Source organism: Flavobacterium columnare, assembly GCF_014844295.1.
In the GTDB taxonomy this organism is placed as follows: domain Bacteria; phylum Bacteroidota; class Bacteroidia; order Flavobacteriales; family Flavobacteriaceae; genus Flavobacterium; species Flavobacterium columnare.
In genome coordinates this window covers 2,950,985-2,968,055 of record NZ_CP054494.1, presented here as the reverse complement: position 1 = coordinate 2,968,055, position 17,071 = coordinate 2,950,985, and the positions used below count along the sequence as shown (strand labels likewise).

Sequence of the window (17,071 nt, the reverse complement as noted above, 5' to 3'; positions counted from 1 at the left end):
CTTTTAGTTAATCAATAAATTTAGCTTTTAATTCTGGAATTGGAATCATACAAGTTTCTTTTTTACCATACCATTTGTAACGGTTTTTAGCAACAAAGTCATAAAGAGGATCGCGTAATGCCGTTGGGATTATTTTAAAAATAGATAGCCAATTAAAAATAGATAATTTTTTAGCAATTTCTAGAACAGCTCCTGATTTATAATAATAGGCTTGGTTAGGAATATATAATATGATACTATCTATATTTCGATTAGTGATACCTAGATATTTAAGTATTTCTTGTCCTAATTTAGATTGCAAAGCTACAAAACGAAAGATGTCATTATGATCTCTTTGAACAATATATTGTACCCAGTAATTACAAAGATTGCATACTCCATCAAAAAGGATGATTTGTTTGTCTTTTGGTAGGTTTTCCATTGATTGATATTTAAAAATTATTTAGGTTGAATATATTCCAATTGTTCTAAACTTACTTTGGAAGTAAAGATTCCGTAATTTACAATGGCATTATTCTTTTCAATTTTATCAATCGTACCTGTAGATTTTCCATCAATCATGCGAACACGGTCGCCTACCTTAAGGGGTATTTTAGGTTTGTTTTCTTCTATTTTTTTGGCAATTTCTTTCTTTTCTTTTTTTTCTTTACGGATTTCTTCTACTTTAATTTGTACTTCTTCAAGCACTTCTTTTTCAATTTTTTCTTTAACTTTTTTTTCTTTTAGGGTAATTTTTTTTCGTTTTGAATTTTCAATTTCTACCATTTTTAAAAATTCACCTATCAGATCTTTTTTATTTTTATCATTAAAATATTTTCCGGAAATATCATCTACTTTCTGTCCCATATAAATCAAACGTTGGTTTGCATCATATAATTCTTGATAACGTTCTAATTTATCTTGAATTTTAGCATTGATGGTTTCCATTTTTTTACTTTCTTCACGTGCTTTGGTTTCTTCTTCTTTTAAATTTTGTGAGGTTTTTTCTAATTTAGAGCGTTCTTTTTGAAGTGAAGAAATGGTTTTATCAAATCGTACTTTACTTCCTTCTACCTTTTTCTTTGCTCGATTAATTAATCCAAATGGAATGCCATTTTTTTGAGCCACTTCAAAAGTAAACGAACTACCTGCTTGTCCTATAATTAATTTATACATAGGTTCTAATGATTTTTCATCAAAAAGCATATTAGCATTGGTAGCACTAGGCAATTCGTTAGCTAACATTTTTAAGTTAGCATAATGTGTTGTAATGATTCCAAAAGCCTCACGATGATAAAATTCTTCTAAGAACACCTCAGCTAAAGCACCCCCTAATTCTGGATCGGAGCCAGTACCAAACTCATCAATTAAGAATAAAGTTTTTGAATTGCATTTTTTTAGGAAGTAATTCATGTTTTTTAATCGATAACTATAAGTACTTAAATGATTTTCAATAGATTGATTATCACCTATATCTGTTAAAATTCGATCAAACAAACAAGTTTCACTCCGTTCATGCACAGGAATTAGCATCCCTGATTGGAGCATTAGTTGAAGTAAACCAACGGTTTTCATAGAAATAGTTTTGCCACCCGCATTAGGACCTGATATGACAACAATTCTTTTGCTTTCATCAAATTCAAAGGTTTGAGGATAGGTAGTTTTTCCTTTTTCTTTATTATTTAGGAATAAAATAGGATGAAAAGCTTCTCGTAAATACACTCTTTTTTCATCGTTTATTTTAGGTAATAAGCCATTAATTTTTAAAGCGTATTTAGCTTTAGCAGAAATAACATCTATAGCACTTAAAAAATCTTGGTATTGACTCAATAATTCATGGAAAGGACGAATATTATTGGTTAGTTGTTTTAGAATTTTAATAATTTCTTCTTGTTCTTCATACTCTAAATTAGATAATTCCCGAGAATAACGTAAGGTGGATTCTGGTTCTATATAAGCAATGCTACCTGTTTTAGAGCTTCCTAATATAGACCCTTTCACTTTACGACGGTACATGGCTTGAACAGCTAATACTCTCCGATTTTCAACTACTGTTTCTCGAATTTCATCTAAATAACCTAACGAATTGTATTGACTTAATGCCATTCCGAAACTCTGATTAACTTTTCCACGAACTAAGTTCATATTCCTACGGATTTCTAATAGAGTAGGAGTGGCATCGTCTTTTATTTCGGCATATTTGTCGAAAATAGCTTCAATAGCTTTTGTTATTTCTTTTGTTATGGTTATTTCGCTTGCTTTTTTATGTAAATAAGGATAATAATCGTTAAATTTTTTTAAAAAATTTAATAAAACATTGGTGTTTTCTGCTAATGAATGAATTTTTTTAAAACTCAAGGCTTCTAAAAAGCTATCTTCAATGGCTAAAAATTTTAGTTCGTTCGTTATCGGTTCAAAATTATGACTAGGTAAAGCATTATTATTATCAAAAGAAGATCTATATTCAGAAGTTTGAAATAAAACTTCCATCAATTCTTCTTGGTTTTTGTAGGGTATTATATGTAATACTTTTTGAACGCCAATTTCAGTTATACAATATTCTGAAATAGTTTCTAAAATAGTTTGAAACTCTAAATCTTGTAAGGTCTTGCTATGTATTGAAATCATTTTGTTTTTTGATGAAGTCACAAATTTACAATTTAAATCAAAAAAAGGGGATTGAATTTTCAATCCCCTTTTCAATTCAATCTATTAAAGTTGTTTTTAATGCAATTTGTGTTTTAAAATAGTTTTTTTGATCTTATTTCTCCATAAGGTTGGTTTTGTAGAATACCCTGTTAGACTTATTTTTTTTAGCCAAAGTAGATAATCATCGCTCCCTTTTAGATTCATATAGAATTTTTTTGATGCCATTTTTAAGCAAAAATCTCTAAATGAATCTTCTACACTCGAATATTGTTTGAAGCTAGACCAGGTTACTTGATTTTTTCCTTTTATTCCAAAATGATTATTCAACTTTTTTGCAACTTTACTATTTCCATAGCCTGATTCTACTATAGCGATACTTAAAATAATAGATCTTGGTATTCCAAACTCAAAAGATAATTTATCTGCTATTTCACCATATTCCTTAATGTATGATTCACTCTGTGAATAGCCACTACAAACGCTAAGAAAGGTAAAAACAAATAAAAAGTAAAATTTTAGATTCTTCATAAGCATAAATTTTTTTATAATTAAGTTGGTATTACTTAAAATAATAACCAAATTTGCCAAATGATTAATAATTCTATCTCTTCTTTTTAAGAAGTAGGGAGCAAATTTAAAAAAAAAAGTTTTTTAAATAGGCTTTTTATCAACAAATTAACTTAGAATTAATATTTTATGCCTTTTAGTAAAGTTGTTTTTTTATGTATTTTCTTCATTTCACAGGCTGTTTCAGGACAGAGTATTCCCTTATTTCAATATAAAAAAACAGACTCTTTATATTCTAAAATAAATTTAGATTATGAAAAAAATAGAATTCTAAATGAAAACCATTTAAAACCTCTTTTCCTTAAACTTTTGAAATTAAAAAAAGATAATTTAAAACAAGTTTCATTTGTTCATCTAGGGGATTCGCATATACAAGCGGATATGTCAACAAAAATTATACGTACGGAGTTGCAGCACTATTTTGGTAATGCAGGGAGAGGTTTAATTTTTCCTTATCAATTAGCAAAAAGCAATGCCCCATCAGATATTATTTTTGATTCAAATTCTAATTGGAAAGGCAGCCGATTGATAAAAAAAAATCCAGAAATTCCTTGTGGTATAAGTGGTTTTGCTATAGAATCTACAGAGCCTAATTCTTTTATTAGTTTTAAATTCAGAGGGGTAGGGACTATTCATAAGTTTGATAAGCTAACTTTGTTTACAAATGATGAAATTGCCAATATAAATTTAGTTGAAGATACTGCAAAATGCAATATCAAAGAAAATGGGGTCTTAGATTTTAAGTTTAATAGCCTCCGTTCAGACTTTAATATTATTTGCAACGATTCTATTTGTACTAAATTGTATGGCGTTTTCTTAGAAAATTCTATAGACAAAGGAATTATTTATAATGCCATAGGAGTAAATGGTGCTAAATTTTCTGATTATAATTCGGAAACTTTATTTTGGGATCAAATTAGAAATATTAAATCGGATTGTTATATTTTATCCATGGGAACCAATGAAGCACAAAATATTGTTTTAACTCCTGAGAATTTTATAGAATCTATAAAAGAAACAATTAAAAAAATAAAAGAGTTTAATCCAGAAGCCGTTTTTATACTATCTACACCTCCTGTATCGTTTTACAAAAAAGTAGTGCCTAATAAGAAATTAAAAGATTTTTCTGACGCAATTATGGCTTACTGCATTGAAAATGAAATTGCACTATGGAATTTGTTTGAAGTATCAAAAGGCTTACAAGGAAGTTGTGAGTTTGCAAGAAACCAACTTTTAGCAAATGATCTTGTTCATTATTCTAAAAAAGGGTATGAGTTACAAGGGTACTTATTTACTGAAGCTTTTGCAAAAAGTTGGAATGATTTTTTAAATTCACCTTCCATTATTAAAACAGACTTAGAAGTACGAAATTAAAAGGTATTTATAAAATAGTATATATCGTATATAAGTATGTTTCTAAATAAAATTTTAATTGTATTCCAATCTTAAACTTCCAATTGCTCTTATCAATTGGTATTTGTGTGTTTAATTACTTTTTAGATATTCTTTTCAAATCAAGGCCATAGGAAAGGCTATCACATACTTTTTAACCCAGATTACGTATTAGACTTCGTTGTGAAATCTAAAAATACAATAAAAATGAGTGCTCAAAAAGGAGTAAGTGCTTATTTTTGAAGTAGTTTTAGGTTGGAATAGATTTCTAATGTGTAATTTGGGTTTAACATACGTTTTTATTATAGCATTGCCTTTATTAATCTGTATATCCAACTTTCTAAAGGATTTAAGTCTTATCCCCACCTATTAGAAATCTAAAACCCTTTTCTAGCAAGAGCCAAAAAGGCTACTGCTTTTTTATTAAAATAAATAAGCCCCACTTTTGATTCTTGTTCGAAGCGGGGCTTTGGTTTATTATTAAAAAACTTTTTTATATTAAAATTGTAAATAAATAGGCATTACAGATTCAGAACTTTTAAAATAAGAATATAGAAATATAAATAAAATCATGACAATGATATTAAATAGTAAAGGGAGTTTTGTTTGTATTTTAATATATTTTTCACTCCAATTATTAGGTATTAAGTGTATTAAATAACCTATAGCAATCATGATTAGAGGTTGTTTGTAATTTACAATAAATTCTTCAGCACCTTCAAGACTAAATTGATTTATAATTTGATTTATAAAAGTTAAAGAGGTTTCTAAATTTTCTGCTTTAAAAAATATCCAGCAAAAGCATACAAAATGAAATGTTATCAAACCAAAGATAAGCTTAGAAATAAATTTAGGAAGGATATTAATTTTAGAAGTAATATTAGTCCAATATTTATTAAAAATTAAACCAAAACCATGTAAAGACCCCCAAATGATAAAATTCCAGCTTGCTCCATGCCAAAATCCACCTATAAGCATTGTTAGGAATAAATTGATATTGGTTCTTAATTTGCCTTTTTTATTTCCTCCCATAGCGATATATAAATAATCACGTAGCCAAGAGGATAATGAAATATGCCATTTTCTCCAAAATTCAGTAAGAGAAGTACTTTGATATGGCGATTCAAAATTTGGAGGAATAGTAATTCCTAACCATTTAGAAATTCCAATTGCCACATCACTATACCCACTAAAATCACAATAAATCACAATAGCATATCCATAAAGAGCTATAAGGCACTCAAAACCATTGTGTAAATGAGGACCATCAAAAATATAGTTTACTAAATTTAGGGTTATAAAATCAGAGATGATTAATTTTTTAATTAATCCGCTTATAATTAAATAAAAACCTTTTGAAAAATCTTGAGAACTTACATAGTAATCATTTTTTAATTGAGGTATGAAATCTTTAGCTCTTACAATAGGTCCCATAACCAATTTTGGGAAAAAGGATAAGAATAAAATATAATTGGCTATATTTTCTTCTGGTTTTATTTCACCTTTATAAACATCTACTGCGTAACTAATGTTTTCAAAGGTGTAGAACGAAATACCAATAGGTAGCAGAATATGAACAGGATCTAACTTTGTTATATTTAGATTATTTATTATTTCAATAAAAAAGTTTGTGTATTTGAAGTAAAAGAGTAACCCCAAATTAAAAATAATACATACAATTAATAATACTTTTTTTAAGACTACTTTTGTTCGTGCTTTGTATATAGCAATAGAAAGTAAGTAATCAACAACTGCTGATCCTATAACTAAAAAAACAAAGTTTCCACTGGCTTTATAAAAGAAATAGAGAGAGAAAAAGCTTAAAATATAAGCTCTACCTAAATAGTTTTTTCTTAGGATATAATAGCAAATAATGAAAACTAAAAAAAAGTAAACAAAGAAACCACTATTAAATAACAAAGGGTTTTTAGGATCATAGAATAGCTGATCAACTATTTTATTAAAATCAAAGGTTAACATTTTAGAAAATTAGTTTTTATTATTTTGTTTTTGCTTTTTATCTTTTACCTTATCAAATTCTTTTTGAATTGATTTAAAAATAGTTTGAGCCACTATTTTAGATCCTCTGCGATTAAAATGGATATAGTCTTTGCTTGCCATCGCAGGAATAGTGTCTACCCATTTTTTCATAATTCCTTTTCCTCCCATTGAATTAAAAAGGTTATAAAAAGGAACTTTATTGTCATAGGATAGTCTAGCTTGTACTTTTATTAAACTATCTATTCCTATTGCTGTTTTCCATTCATTATCATATTTAAAAGCTCTATCGGAACAACTAAAGATTAAAAAATCTGTTTTAGGCATTTCTTTTTTAAATTTCTTAATGATAGGGGACATTTTTTGATAATAATAATCATAATTTAAATCGTTGGCTCTGAACATTAAATTAACACCGTATTGAAAAACAACTAAATCATAATAATTCTCTTGGTTTAGCTTTTGTAGTAGTTCTATGCTAATTTTATCTAACTCAACTCCCGTAATACCTCTAAATGAAAAATTATCCAGTACAATCCCGTTTTCAGGCTCAAAACTTACGCCATAAATAGGAGTATTAGAAAACTTAGCTTTGAAGTGTATACTATTAGATGTAGATTTATCTAGTAATACTCGGTTGAAATTTTCTCTAGCAGGATAGTTTGTTTGAATTCCATTTTGAGTTATAGAAATATCATTTCCTTTACCAAACAATAACCATTTTTCAAGAATTTGTGTACTATCCTTTTTAACTTTATTTTGCAAAGTAATATCTAGATCGGAACTAAGAAAAGAATATCCAGATAAGAAAACATTTTTTTCAGGATTTTGTTTAAAGTTAAATGTTTGAAAAATACCAGATGTTTTTGAGTGAGCAGTTTGCCTAAAATCAGCAGAAATAGAATTTATAGGTACAAAACCAACGCCCTTTTTTTTATTAAAATAGTTTTGCAACATTTCTCTAATATCCTGAGTCATCAAATCCCCTTCTATTTGACTATCACCAAACCAAGCAATTCTAATTTTTGTTTTTTTATTTTGATATAATTCATCTAGTTTCTTAGATAAGTTTGAAAATACAAAATTACTAGTAGTAGTGTCAAAATCTGTAATACTAGTTGTAGTATAATCTTCAAAAACAGTAAATGTGCTATCTTGCTTTTGAATTGCATTAGTTAAACCATTTTGTTTGATTTTTTTATCTTGTTTATTAATATTGACGATTTTGTCATTTTGTATATCAGCAAATAGATCGACATTTTTAAAGCTAGGATAATATTTAATTATACTTTTCGAAAAAAATGAAAGCCCGAAATAGACAGACGTAACTGATAAAACAAATATAAGTACTTTATTATTACTGTTCATTTAGTGTTATTTGATATGCTATAAAACCGCGCAAAAGTATGGAAAAGTTACCATAAGTTTATAAGTTTTAATATTTTTGTAAGAAAAAAAAATGGAAGTTAAAATTCATAATTCTTGGAAAGAAATTTTAAAAGAGGAATTTAATAAACCCTATTTTGAAAACCTTATTCACTTTATTAAAAATGAATATTCAATTGGACGTTGTTTTCCTAAAGGAAATCTTATCTTTTCCGCATTTGATCATTGCCATTTTGAAGATGTAAAGGTAGTTATAATAGGTCAAGATCCTTATCATGGTTTAGGACAAGCTAATGGATTATGTTTTTCTGTGAATGAAGGGGTTTCTCTTCCTCCTTCATTAATTAATATTTTCAAAGAAATTGAATCAGATTTAAAAATTCCTATGCCTATTTCTGGAAATTTAGAACGTTGGGCTGAACAGGGTGTTTTACTTTTAAATGCAACTTTAACAGTTAGAGAAAATACAGCTGGGAGTCATCAAAATAAAGGATGGGAAACATTTACAGATGCCGTTATTCAGCAGATTTCTGATGAAAAAGAAAATATTGTTTTTTTGCTTTGGGGTGGATTTGCTAAGAAAAAAGGAGCAAAAATAGATCGAAACAAACATTATGTTTTAGAAACAGGGCATCCTTCACCTTTAAGTGCTAACCGAGGATTATGGTTTGGTAATAAGCATTTTAGTAAAACAAATGATTATTTAAAGAGTATCAATAAAAAAGAAATAAAATGGTAATTTTAGTCATTTAGTGTTAATTGACCTAAAATAGCTTCACTCATGAATTTTCCGCCAGGATAGTTAGCTGTATAATCAAGATTAAGCCAAATATAGCCTCGTTCATCTATGTGGTAGTGTAGGGGTTTGTTTTTGCTTTCTTGAGTAAATAGAACTTCGTGTATTAAATAATTTATCTTTTCAAGATCTCGTTTAGTGCCAATGAGCATTTCTGGATAAATATGAGCGTCTGTGTGTATTAACCGAGGGATACCTCCAACGGCTTTAATACCTGCGGCCATTAATATAGCGTGATCATCACAATCACCTGAAAAATGTTCAAGTGATTCAGAAGCACTGGCTATATAATTATTTCCCTGTGGGTCATTTACATAATTCCATCGTTTTTTAATTTCTTTGAAAACAGCAAAACATTGTATAGTGGTTCTATATTCGAAATATTTTTTTAAATGGGATACATTTTTAAAGTTTTGTGTAGTAGACCAAACGGCAAAATTTCGCACTTTTGGAGTATTGAAATCAATAGCTTTCAGGACTTTATATTTATTAGGGAATGGGAGTAACTTATTAATAATAATATCTTGTGGATAAGGATTTTCATCCATAGTATACATCATTGATCGGTAATCATCATATAATCGATAAAAACCATAGTTTCCAAACAAAGTTCCATATAACAAAATAAGCATATAGACTATGATACAAATAAGGATTACTTTTTTTATTTTTTTTAATAAAAAAAAATAAATTAGAGCAATAGAAATAAATAAAAAGATACGATCTAAAGGAATTTCCCAATTGGTTTCTTTTAGATTATGGTGTACAATTATAAATGTGGGTAAAGTTAGTAATAAACATAAAACAAAAATGACTACATAATCCCAAGGCTTAGGTAATGAAAGCTGATCTTTGTATTGATAATAAAGGTCTTTAAGAGGAGTTGTAGTCATTTTCATATCACGTAAAAAAGGCTTATTATTTTACGATCATTTCAAAGGATAATTCGTTTTCTATTAAATTAAATTCTAATAATTGATTTTGAATTCTATTAAATGTTTTTTGATCTATCTTTTTTTGTGACCATCGTGTTTGTTTAAGCCATTGTTGTATGTCTTCTAATTTTTGATTATACCGAGCGGCTAATGTTCTATCTATACTAGGAATATCTTTGAACTCTATAGTAGTGTTATTAATAATTTCTAAAATTAATTCTAATGTAGCTAAATTATTTTCTAAAAATTCATTTCGAACAGCAATGACAAAAGAAGGCCAAGGAGTAGGGCATTCGCCAATTCTTCTAAAAATACCTTGATCTACTAATGGTTGTGTCATAAAACGTTCCCATAAAAAATAATCTGCATTACCTTTTTGTAAGGATTCTACAGCTCCATCAATTGTATTAACAACATCAAAGTTTAATTTATTTAAATCCCAATTTTGTTGTTTTGCATTTACAAAACTCATCAAATGAGAACCTGATCCTATTCTTGAGATCGCGCTTGTAGTGTTTTCTAAATCAGATAATTGCTTGTATCTAGAAGAGCCGTTAACATGTATTCCCCAAATTAAAGGGGATTGAACATACCATTGGACAATTGAACTATGATTATTTGAAGCAAGATCTTTTATAATCCCTTCTGTTAAAATTACCGCAATATCAGCTTCATTGTTGCGTAACATTTGACACATTTTTCCTGTTCCTTCTGGAATATCAGTCCATTGTAGATCAATTCCTACTTGATCGTATTCTCCGTTTTCTATACATAGTTGCCATGGTAGGTTAAAATGTTCCGGAACTCCAACAATTTTTACTGTTTTCATATTTAAATTATAGAAAATATTTTAAAAAAAGATCTCATTATCAGATAATTTAGCAATACATTTTTCACGGATATACCAAATTTCTTCAAATGTTTTATTTTGTTTGGTTTCAAGAAGCCAATTTTTTAAAAACATCTGATGATACTCTATTTTGTATTGAATTACTTGATTAGGCTCAATTATAATTTCATTAATAATGTCTCCCATAATTTTAGAATAAAGAGCATTTTCATTTGTATAATCCTTAGATCTACCATTTATTTTTAAATAGCAATGTGCTTCAGGTATGTACTTAATACCATTTGTTTCTAAAATTTCTTTTAGGGGAGGAGTATTTATAGCATTCATTTTGAAGAGGCCTAAAACGAGCTCTACATTTTCTTGATTAAATTCCAGAGCTAGAGACTTGAGTAATGCGTGTTTTGAACTACAAGTTCCTCTATTTTCTGTTACAACAAGTGAAAAATCATCACGTATACTATTCCTTCCATACGGGATTTTTTGGACGTATGTAGTTAATTCTTCCCAAGTAGAAATCTCTCTGTTCTTTAACCAAAGAAAAAGGTTATTCATGATTATTTGTTACAATAGGTGAAATTTTGATTTCTATATCTTTAATTATTTCTTTGCAAATAATCATATTGTACTTTAGTGTGCCTAATTCATACCAGTTCCAATTCTGATCATCATATACGAATTCATTTGTCATACGCATCTGAATTTTTTCTGCCATTTTATTGCTACTGTGATTTTTTGTTTGTGTATATGCGTATAATTTGGGCAAATTTAAATGCTTAAATGCGTATTTTATCCATGCTTGAAAAACTTCAAAACCCAACTTTTTATTCCAATGTTCTTGTGCTATACAAATACCAATATCATAAAAATCTTTATGATTATTAACCGTATTTTCGTTAAACTTGAGACCACCCCAACCAATAAACTCATTAGTTTCTTTTAGTATGATACCATATCTACCTATTTTATGTTTGATATATTGACTTAAAATAGAATTTATTACGAATTTTGTTTGATTGATGTCAGTTGCAGGAGCATTCCATAAATATTCATGAACATTCGGATTAGAATCTATTGTATATAATATTTCTAAATCCTCTATTTCTAAGGGACGCATGATTAATCTTGATGTTTCTAAAATAAAATCCATTCACTAACTTATTTAATAATTTTCCACCAATTCCATGATACATTATTGTTTGTTATGTATTTTTCCATGAAGTTGAATCCACATTTTTTTAAGATATGGTTGGAAGCCGCATTTTCAGAATGAGTGTATGCGTGTAGGTCTTTGAATTTTATTTCATTAAAACCATATTCTAACCAAAATTGTGTTGCTTCAGTTGCATATCCTTTACCCCAAAAACGTTCATCTAGTCTGTAACCATAATCGTAAAAATTAGTATTACCATTTTCTGTGTGATCATCTACAAATTTAATACCAGTCCATCCAATGAATTCACCTGTTTCTTTTAAAATAGTAATATATCTTCCAATTTTTTTTCGTTTGTATTGTTCTAAAACTCTTTTAATAGTGTTTTCAACTTCTTGAATATTTTGAACAGGTTGTTGCCACAGATATTTATGTACATTAGGATTCTTATCCATTTTAAACAATGATTCTGCATCACTCATTTCAAATGGTTTAAAGAGTAACCTTTTGCTTTCTAATTTTTGTACCATTTTTAGGATAATAGATTTGCTATTATTCAACTAATTTATCAAGCGTATAAAGTATTAAAGCATCTACAGCCTTATAAGGATCTTCACTAAAGGTTCCGTTTGCTCGGTTTGCAATGACAGCATTTAAAGATAAGCAGTTATGTCCCAAAAGTTTTCCTAATCCGTAAATAGCAGAGGTTTCCATTTCAAGATTAGTCATACGTGTACCATTAAAATGAAAAGAATCCATTTTACTATTTAATTGAGGATCTTGAATATTTAAACGAAGAACACGTCCTTGTGGTCCATAAAACCCACCAGCTGTTCCTGTAAATCCTTTAAAAATTGTATCGCTTTCTAAACGTTTTTCTAAGATTTCGCTTCCAGCTATAACATAAGGTTTTCCTTTACGCATATCCCAATTGGTTTGTGAGATAAAGGCATCTTCTATTTCATTTTCGGTAATGCTATCAATTAAATAGGAGCGTAGCATATTGTCTAATCCCAAACCATATTTAGATAAGACAAAACTATCAACAGGTATATCTGCTTGTAATGAACCAGAGGTACCAATTCGAATGATATTTAAAGACGTTAATTGGTCTTTAATTTTTCTAGTTTCTAGATCAATATTTACTAGAGCATCTAGTTCGTTCATTACAATATCAATATTATCAGGGCCAATACCTGTAGATAATACCGTTATACGTTTTCCTTTATAAGTTCCTGTTTGGGTTTTAAACTCTCTCTTTTGTGTTGAAAATTCGATTGAATCAAAATGTTTTGTAATTTTTTCAACACGATATTGATCACCAACAATAATGATATCTTCTGCAATATTTGATGGTTTTAAATTAAGATGATAAACGCTACCATCTGGGTTTAATATAAGTTCTGAATTTTTAATCATAAATGTTAAAATTTTTAATTTTAAATTTCGAAATCGGACTTAACCTCCAACTCGTTTTACTTTAAATCCTTTTTCTTTTAAGATCCCCATAATTTTATCGCGGTAATCTCCTTGAATAAGGATTTCTCGGTCTTTAAAACTTCCTCCAACAGCTAATTTGTTTTTTATTTCTTTAGCTAAAAGTTTGAAATCTTCATCGTCCCCTTCATAGCCAGCTATAATGGTGATGGGTTTTCCTTTTCTCTTTTCATATTTACAAATCATAGGTTCTTTTTGAACCAATAATTCATGTGATTTGTCTTCCTCAATAGGATTATTTGAGGGTATATGGTCAGGGAATAGTTTTTTTAATTGATCTTGTAAATCCATTTTGACGAAAATTAAAAATGAGAATTAAAAATTACTTAAAATTTTTAACTCCCAATTTTTAATACTTAGTGGTAAGTTATTTTTTTAACAATCCTAATTCAACTAAACGCTCATTTAAGTATTCGCCAGCTGTAATATCTTCAAATAGTTTAGGATTCTTTTCATCTATACATTCTGCTAGGCAATTTAATGACATATCACTAACAGGGTGCATAAAGAAAGGAATTGAAAAACGTGAAGTTCCCCATAATTCTCTAGGAGGATTAATTACTTGGTGAATCGTTGATTTTAATTTGTTATTTGTATGACGAGATAACATATCGCCTACATTAATCATTAGTTCGTCTTCTTGAGCAATAGCATCAATCCATTCGCCTGCGTGATTTTGAACTTGTAAGCCTTTTCCTTGAGCTCCCATTAATAAAGTAATCAAGTTGATATCACCATGAGCTGCTGCACGTACCGCACCATCTTTAGGTTCATCTGTAATAGGAGGGTAGTGTATTGGTCTTAATATAGAATTGCCATCTTTAATAAAATTATCAAAATAATATTCATCTAGACCCACATATAAAGATAATGCTCTTAATACGTAAACCCCTGTTTTTTCTAACATCTGAAAAGCCTCTTTACCTACTTCATTAAAACTAGGCAATTCTTCTACAACCACATTGTCAGGATATTCTCCAGCCCATTTAGAACCTTCTGAAACATACTGTCCAAAATGCCAAAATTCTTTTAAATCACCAGCAGAACGACCTTTAGCATGTTCTTTACCAAAGGATACATAGCCTCTTTGTCCTCCAATACCTGGAATTTCATACTTTGATTTTACCTCTAATGGTAAATTAAAGAAATTACGCACTTCAGTGTATAAATCTTCAACTAACTTGTCATTTAAAAAGTGACCTTTTAATGCTACGAAACCAATCTCTTCGTAGGCTTTTCCGATTTCATTTACAAATTTTTGTTTACGTACCGGGTCATCCGATAGGAAATCACGTAAGTCAACACTAGGAATTTTTTGCATTGTCTTAGTTTTTGTTAATAACTTCAATTGGTATAATACCTGATAGAACAAAAGTAAATATAAAATGTTTGATTTTTAAATAAAAGTTATTAACAATTATAAAAAAACTAACTTTTGTCAGTTTTACTGAATTTTTAATCTTTATTTTTGAGATAGCTAACTAAATTAATTATGAATTTTGAAAGGAAAGATTTAACAAATGATGCTTTATTGGTACTTTACAAGCAACTTTTAAAACCTCGATTGGTTGAAGAAAAAATGTTGATTTTGATTCGACAAGGAAAGGTTTCAAAATGGTTTTCAGGGATTGGGCAAGAAGCAATAGCAGTTGGGGTTACAGCAGCTCTTAGTGATGATGAATATATATTACCTATGCACCGTAATTTAGGTGTTTTTACAACTAGAAAAATACCCTTAGAAAGATTGTTCTCTCAATGGCAAGGTAAATCAAACGGCTTTACTAAAGGAAGGGATCGCTCTTTTCATTTTGGAACACAAGAGTATAAAATAATAGGTATGATTTCTCATTTGGGACCACAAATGGGAGTGGCTGATGGTATTGCATTAGCTAATAAATTAGCTAATAATAATAAAGTTACTGCTGTTTTTACAGGAGAAGGCGCTACTTCAGAAGGTGATTTTCATGAAGCATTAAATGTGGCATCCGTTTGGGGGTTACCTGTTCTTTTCATTATAGAAAACAATGGATACGGTCTTTCTACACCTATCAACGAACAATATAAATGCGAAAATTTAGCAGATAGAGGAATAGGTTATGGAATAGAGAGTTATATAATAGATGGTAATAATATTCTTGAAGTATACAACCTAATATCTGAATTAAAAGAATCAATGATCCAAAATCCTCGTCCTATTTTAATAGAATGCAAAACTTTTAGGATGCGTGGTCATGAGGAAGCCAGTGGGACTAAATATGTACCTGAAGAATTAATACAACATTGGTCAGAAAAAGATCCCATTGAAAAGTATCGAAGATATTTAAAAATCACAATGGTTCTTTCAGATGAAGAAGATGATATAATTCATAAAGAAATAAAAGAGGAAATTGATTTACACTGGTCTAAAGTACAAGAAGAACCAGCTATCGTTGCCAATTTAGAAAATGAACTAAATGATGTGTATGCTCCTTATCATTTTGAAAAAATAAATCCTAATGCAGAAATAGAAAATATTCGTTTTGTAGATGCTATTTCACAAGCACTAAAACAATCTATGGATAAGCACTCTAATTTGGTTCTTATGGGACAGGATATAGCTGAATATGGCGGTGCGTTTAAGATTACAGAAGGATTTGTTAATGAGTTTGGAAAAGAGAGGGTACGAAATACACCTATTTGTGAAAGTATCATTCTTTCTGCCGCAAATGGATTATCTATTAATGGGTACAAATCAGTTGTAGAAATGCAATTTGCAGATTTTGTTTCCACAGGTTTTAATCCTATCGTTAATTTGTTTGCAAAACAACATTATCGTTGGGGGGAAAAAGCAGATGTAGTAGTTCGTATGCCTTGTGGAGGTGGTACACAAGCAGGTCCTTTTCATTCCCAAACAAATGAAGCATGGTTTACAAAAATACCTGGTTTAAAGGTGGTATATCCTGCATTTCCCTATGATGCAAAAGGTTTGTTAAATACTGCTATTAACGATCCCAATCCGATCCTCTTCTTTGAACATAAAATACTTTATCGTTCAGTCTATCAAGATGTACCAAAAGATTATTACACACTACCATTTGGTAAAGCTTCACTTATAAAAGAGGGTAGTCATGCGACTATTATTAGTTTTGGAGCAGGTGTGCACTGGGCGTTAGAAACTTTAAATAATAATCCAGATATATCTGCTGATTTAATTGATTTAAGAACACTTCAACCCCTAGATGTTGAAACAATTTACAAATCAGTTAAGAAAACAAACAGAGCCATTATCTTACAAGAAGATACCCTTTTTGGAGGGATAGCTAATGATATTTCCGCATTAATTATGGAAAATTGTTTTAAATTTTTAGATGCTCCAGTTTATAGGGTGGGAAGTTTAGAAACTCCAATTCCTTTTATAAAATCATTAGAAGATCAATATTTACCAAAAATGCGTTTTGAAGAAGAATTAAAAAAACTTTTAGCTTATTAGTGTTTAATTGCCTTTTAGCCATTGTTTTAGATCAAGTCCAAAATCAATGGATTTGATCTAAAATTGTATTAAGGAAATAATCATTTTTTAATTTTATTCAGTTTTTTGATTAAGTAGATCTAAAAAAACAGTATGACCAAATAGTCTAAACAAAATATCCTTTTTATTTTTAAATTAAAGAACTTAATAGATGAGTTTACAAAAAAATGGAAAACAGTATGTGTTTATTTTAATCAAATTCATAGAATTTGTTGATTAAAAAAAATTAGGAAAAGAGCTAGTAAACGGTGTTTTCTAACTAAAATTATATAAATGAAAGTAGTTCTAAAAATAGGTTAATAAAAAAAAATATTAGGTATACTATTCTTCGTAAATTTGACACTTTATAAAAATACAATTAAAA

The 17,071-nt window shown here is 28.9% G+C and carries 16 protein-coding genes; 3 read left to right on the top strand and 13 right to left on the bottom strand.

From position 1 onward, the window contains the following. Positions 1-7: 7 nt before the first annotated feature. The 3 genes from HUE53_RS13075 to HUE53_RS13065 all read right to left on the bottom strand — a co-directional run bounded on the left by HUE53_RS13075 (position 8) and on the right by HUE53_RS13065 (position 3,156). Positions 8-421: a thiol-disulfide oxidoreductase DCC family protein gene (locus HUE53_RS13075; RefSeq protein ID WP_192188566.1), complete on the bottom strand. Its 414-nt coding sequence runs from the start codon at positions 419-421 to the stop codon at positions 8-10. Positions 422-438: 17 nt separating this feature from the next. After that, on the bottom strand, positions 439-2,607 hold the full coding sequence (locus HUE53_RS13070) for an endonuclease MutS2 (RefSeq protein ID WP_192188565.1): 2,169 nt from the start codon (positions 2,605-2,607) through the stop codon (positions 439-441). Positions 2,608-2,703: 96 nt separating this feature from the next. Next, complete coding sequence (locus tag HUE53_RS13065; RefSeq protein WP_014164469.1) at positions 2,704-3,156, bottom strand: glucosaminidase domain-containing protein; 453 nt, start codon at positions 3,154-3,156, stop codon at positions 2,704-2,706. 168 nt (positions 3,157-3,324) lie between these two features. Between HUE53_RS13065 and HUE53_RS13060 the strand changes: the two genes are divergently transcribed. Continuing rightward, on the top strand, positions 3,325-4,569 hold the full coding sequence (locus HUE53_RS13060; protein ID WP_192188564.1) for an SGNH/GDSL hydrolase family protein: 1,245 nt from the start codon (positions 3,325-3,327) through the stop codon (positions 4,567-4,569). Between the two features lie 516 nt (positions 4,570-5,085). Here the strand turns inward: HUE53_RS13060 and HUE53_RS13055 are convergent. Continuing rightward, positions 5,086-6,567, bottom strand: coding sequence for an MBOAT family O-acyltransferase (locus tag HUE53_RS13055; protein ID WP_014164471.1), 1,482 nt, complete (start codon positions 6,565-6,567; stop codon positions 5,086-5,088). A 9-nt stretch (positions 6,568-6,576) separates the two neighbouring features. After that, complete coding sequence (locus HUE53_RS13050; protein WP_192188563.1) at positions 6,577-7,953, bottom strand: SGNH/GDSL hydrolase family protein; 1,377 nt, start codon at positions 7,951-7,953, stop codon at positions 6,577-6,579. A gap of 91 nt (positions 7,954-8,044) precedes the next feature. Between HUE53_RS13050 and HUE53_RS13045 the strand changes: the two genes are divergently transcribed. Beyond that, complete coding sequence (locus HUE53_RS13045; protein WP_014164473.1) at positions 8,045-8,710, top strand: uracil-DNA glycosylase; 666 nt, start codon at positions 8,045-8,047, stop codon at positions 8,708-8,710. A 2-nt stretch (positions 8,711-8,712) separates the two neighbouring features. Here the strand turns inward: HUE53_RS13045 and HUE53_RS13040 are convergent, their stop codons facing one another. From HUE53_RS13040 to HUE53_RS13005, 8 genes are all read right to left on the bottom strand, one after another. Then, positions 8,713-9,666: a transglutaminase-like domain-containing protein gene (locus tag HUE53_RS13040; RefSeq protein ID WP_014164474.1), complete on the bottom strand. Its 954-nt coding sequence runs from the start codon at positions 9,664-9,666 to the stop codon at positions 8,713-8,715. A 19-nt stretch (positions 9,667-9,685) separates the two neighbouring features. Next, complete coding sequence (locus HUE53_RS13035) at positions 9,686-10,531, bottom strand: substrate-binding domain-containing protein (RefSeq protein WP_014164475.1); 846 nt, start codon at positions 10,529-10,531, stop codon at positions 9,686-9,688. A gap of 21 nt (positions 10,532-10,552) precedes the next feature. Beyond that, positions 10,553-11,104, bottom strand: coding sequence for a hypothetical protein (locus HUE53_RS13030; RefSeq protein WP_014164476.1), 552 nt, complete (start codon positions 11,102-11,104; stop codon positions 10,553-10,555). Next, positions 11,097-11,699, bottom strand: coding sequence for a GNAT family N-acetyltransferase (locus HUE53_RS13025; protein ID WP_014164477.1), 603 nt, complete (start codon positions 11,697-11,699; stop codon positions 11,097-11,099). The genes HUE53_RS13030 and HUE53_RS13025 overlap by 8 nt, the downstream gene beginning before the upstream one ends. An 8-nt stretch (positions 11,700-11,707) precedes the next feature. After that, a complete protein-coding gene (locus HUE53_RS13020) occupies positions 11,708-12,232 on the bottom strand; it encodes a GNAT family N-acetyltransferase (protein WP_041253327.1) in 525 nt (174 codons plus the stop codon). Between the two features lie 22 nt (positions 12,233-12,254). Next, positions 12,255-13,121 (bottom strand): nucleoside phosphorylase, encoded by an 867-nt coding sequence (locus HUE53_RS13015; RefSeq protein WP_014164479.1) that lies wholly within the window; start codon positions 13,119-13,121, stop codon positions 12,255-12,257. Between the two features lie 39 nt (positions 13,122-13,160). Further along, entirely contained in the window at positions 13,161-13,490 is a 330-nt protein-coding gene (locus HUE53_RS13010; RefSeq protein ID WP_014164480.1) for a translation initiation factor, read from the bottom strand. A gap of 76 nt (positions 13,491-13,566) precedes the next feature. Then, positions 13,567-14,520, bottom strand: a complete 954-nt coding sequence (locus HUE53_RS13005; RefSeq protein ID WP_014164481.1) for an isopenicillin N synthase family dioxygenase — start codon at positions 14,518-14,520, stop codon at positions 13,567-13,569. Between the two features lie 171 nt (positions 14,521-14,691). On the opposite strand from HUE53_RS13005, the gene HUE53_RS13000 reads away from it, so the two are divergent. After that, positions 14,692-16,668 carry an alpha-ketoacid dehydrogenase subunit alpha/beta gene (locus tag HUE53_RS13000; protein WP_014164482.1) on the top strand — a complete coding sequence of 659 codons (1,977 nt, stop codon included), beginning with the start codon at positions 14,692-14,694 and terminating at the stop codon, positions 16,666-16,668. Positions 16,669-17,071 lie beyond the last annotated feature (403 nt).

Coding starts and splice junctions, on each gene's coding strand:
- HUE53_RS13010 (WP_014164480.1), bottom strand. CDS start 13,490: ATGGATTTACAAGATCAATTAAAAAAACTATTCCCTGACCATATACCC.
- HUE53_RS13055 (WP_014164471.1), bottom strand. CDS start 6,567: ATGTTAACCTTTGATTTTAATAAAATAGTTGATCAGCTATTCTATGAT.
- HUE53_RS13005 (WP_014164481.1), bottom strand. CDS start 14,520: ATGCAAAAAATTCCTAGTGTTGACTTACGTGATTTCCTATCGGATGAC.
- HUE53_RS13000 (WP_014164482.1), top strand. CDS start 14,692: ATGAATTTTGAAAGGAAAGATTTAACAAATGATGCTTTATTGGTACTT.
- HUE53_RS13070 (WP_192188565.1), bottom strand. CDS start 2,607: ATGATTTCAATACATAGCAAGACCTTACAAGATTTAGAGTTTCAAACT.
- HUE53_RS13020 (WP_041253327.1), bottom strand. CDS start 12,232: ATGGTACAAAAATTAGAAAGCAAAAGGTTACTCTTTAAACCATTTGAA.
- HUE53_RS13045 (WP_014164473.1), top strand. CDS start 8,045: ATGGAAGTTAAAATTCATAATTCTTGGAAAGAAATTTTAAAAGAGGAA.
- HUE53_RS13015 (WP_014164479.1), bottom strand. CDS start 13,121: ATGATTAAAAATTCAGAACTTATATTAAACCCAGATGGTAGCGTTTAT.
- HUE53_RS13050 (WP_192188563.1), bottom strand. CDS start 7,953: ATGAACAGTAATAATAAAGTACTTATATTTGTTTTATCAGTTACGTCT.
- HUE53_RS13035 (WP_014164475.1), bottom strand. CDS start 10,531: ATGAAAACAGTAAAAATTGTTGGAGTTCCGGAACATTTTAACCTACCA.
- HUE53_RS13075 (WP_192188566.1), bottom strand. CDS start 421: ATGGAAAACCTACCAAAAGACAAACAAATCATCCTTTTTGATGGAGTA.
- HUE53_RS13065 (WP_014164469.1), bottom strand. CDS start 3,156: ATGAAGAATCTAAAATTTTACTTTTTATTTGTTTTTACCTTTCTTAGC.
- HUE53_RS13040 (WP_014164474.1), bottom strand. CDS start 9,666: ATGAAAATGACTACAACTCCTCTTAAAGACCTTTATTATCAATACAAA.
- HUE53_RS13060 (WP_192188564.1), top strand. CDS start 3,325: ATGCCTTTTAGTAAAGTTGTTTTTTTATGTATTTTCTTCATTTCACAG.
- HUE53_RS13025 (WP_014164477.1), bottom strand. CDS start 11,699: ATGGATTTTATTTTAGAAACATCAAGATTAATCATGCGTCCCTTAGAA.
- HUE53_RS13030 (WP_014164476.1), bottom strand. CDS start 11,104: ATGAATAACCTTTTTCTTTGGTTAAAGAACAGAGAGATTTCTACTTGG.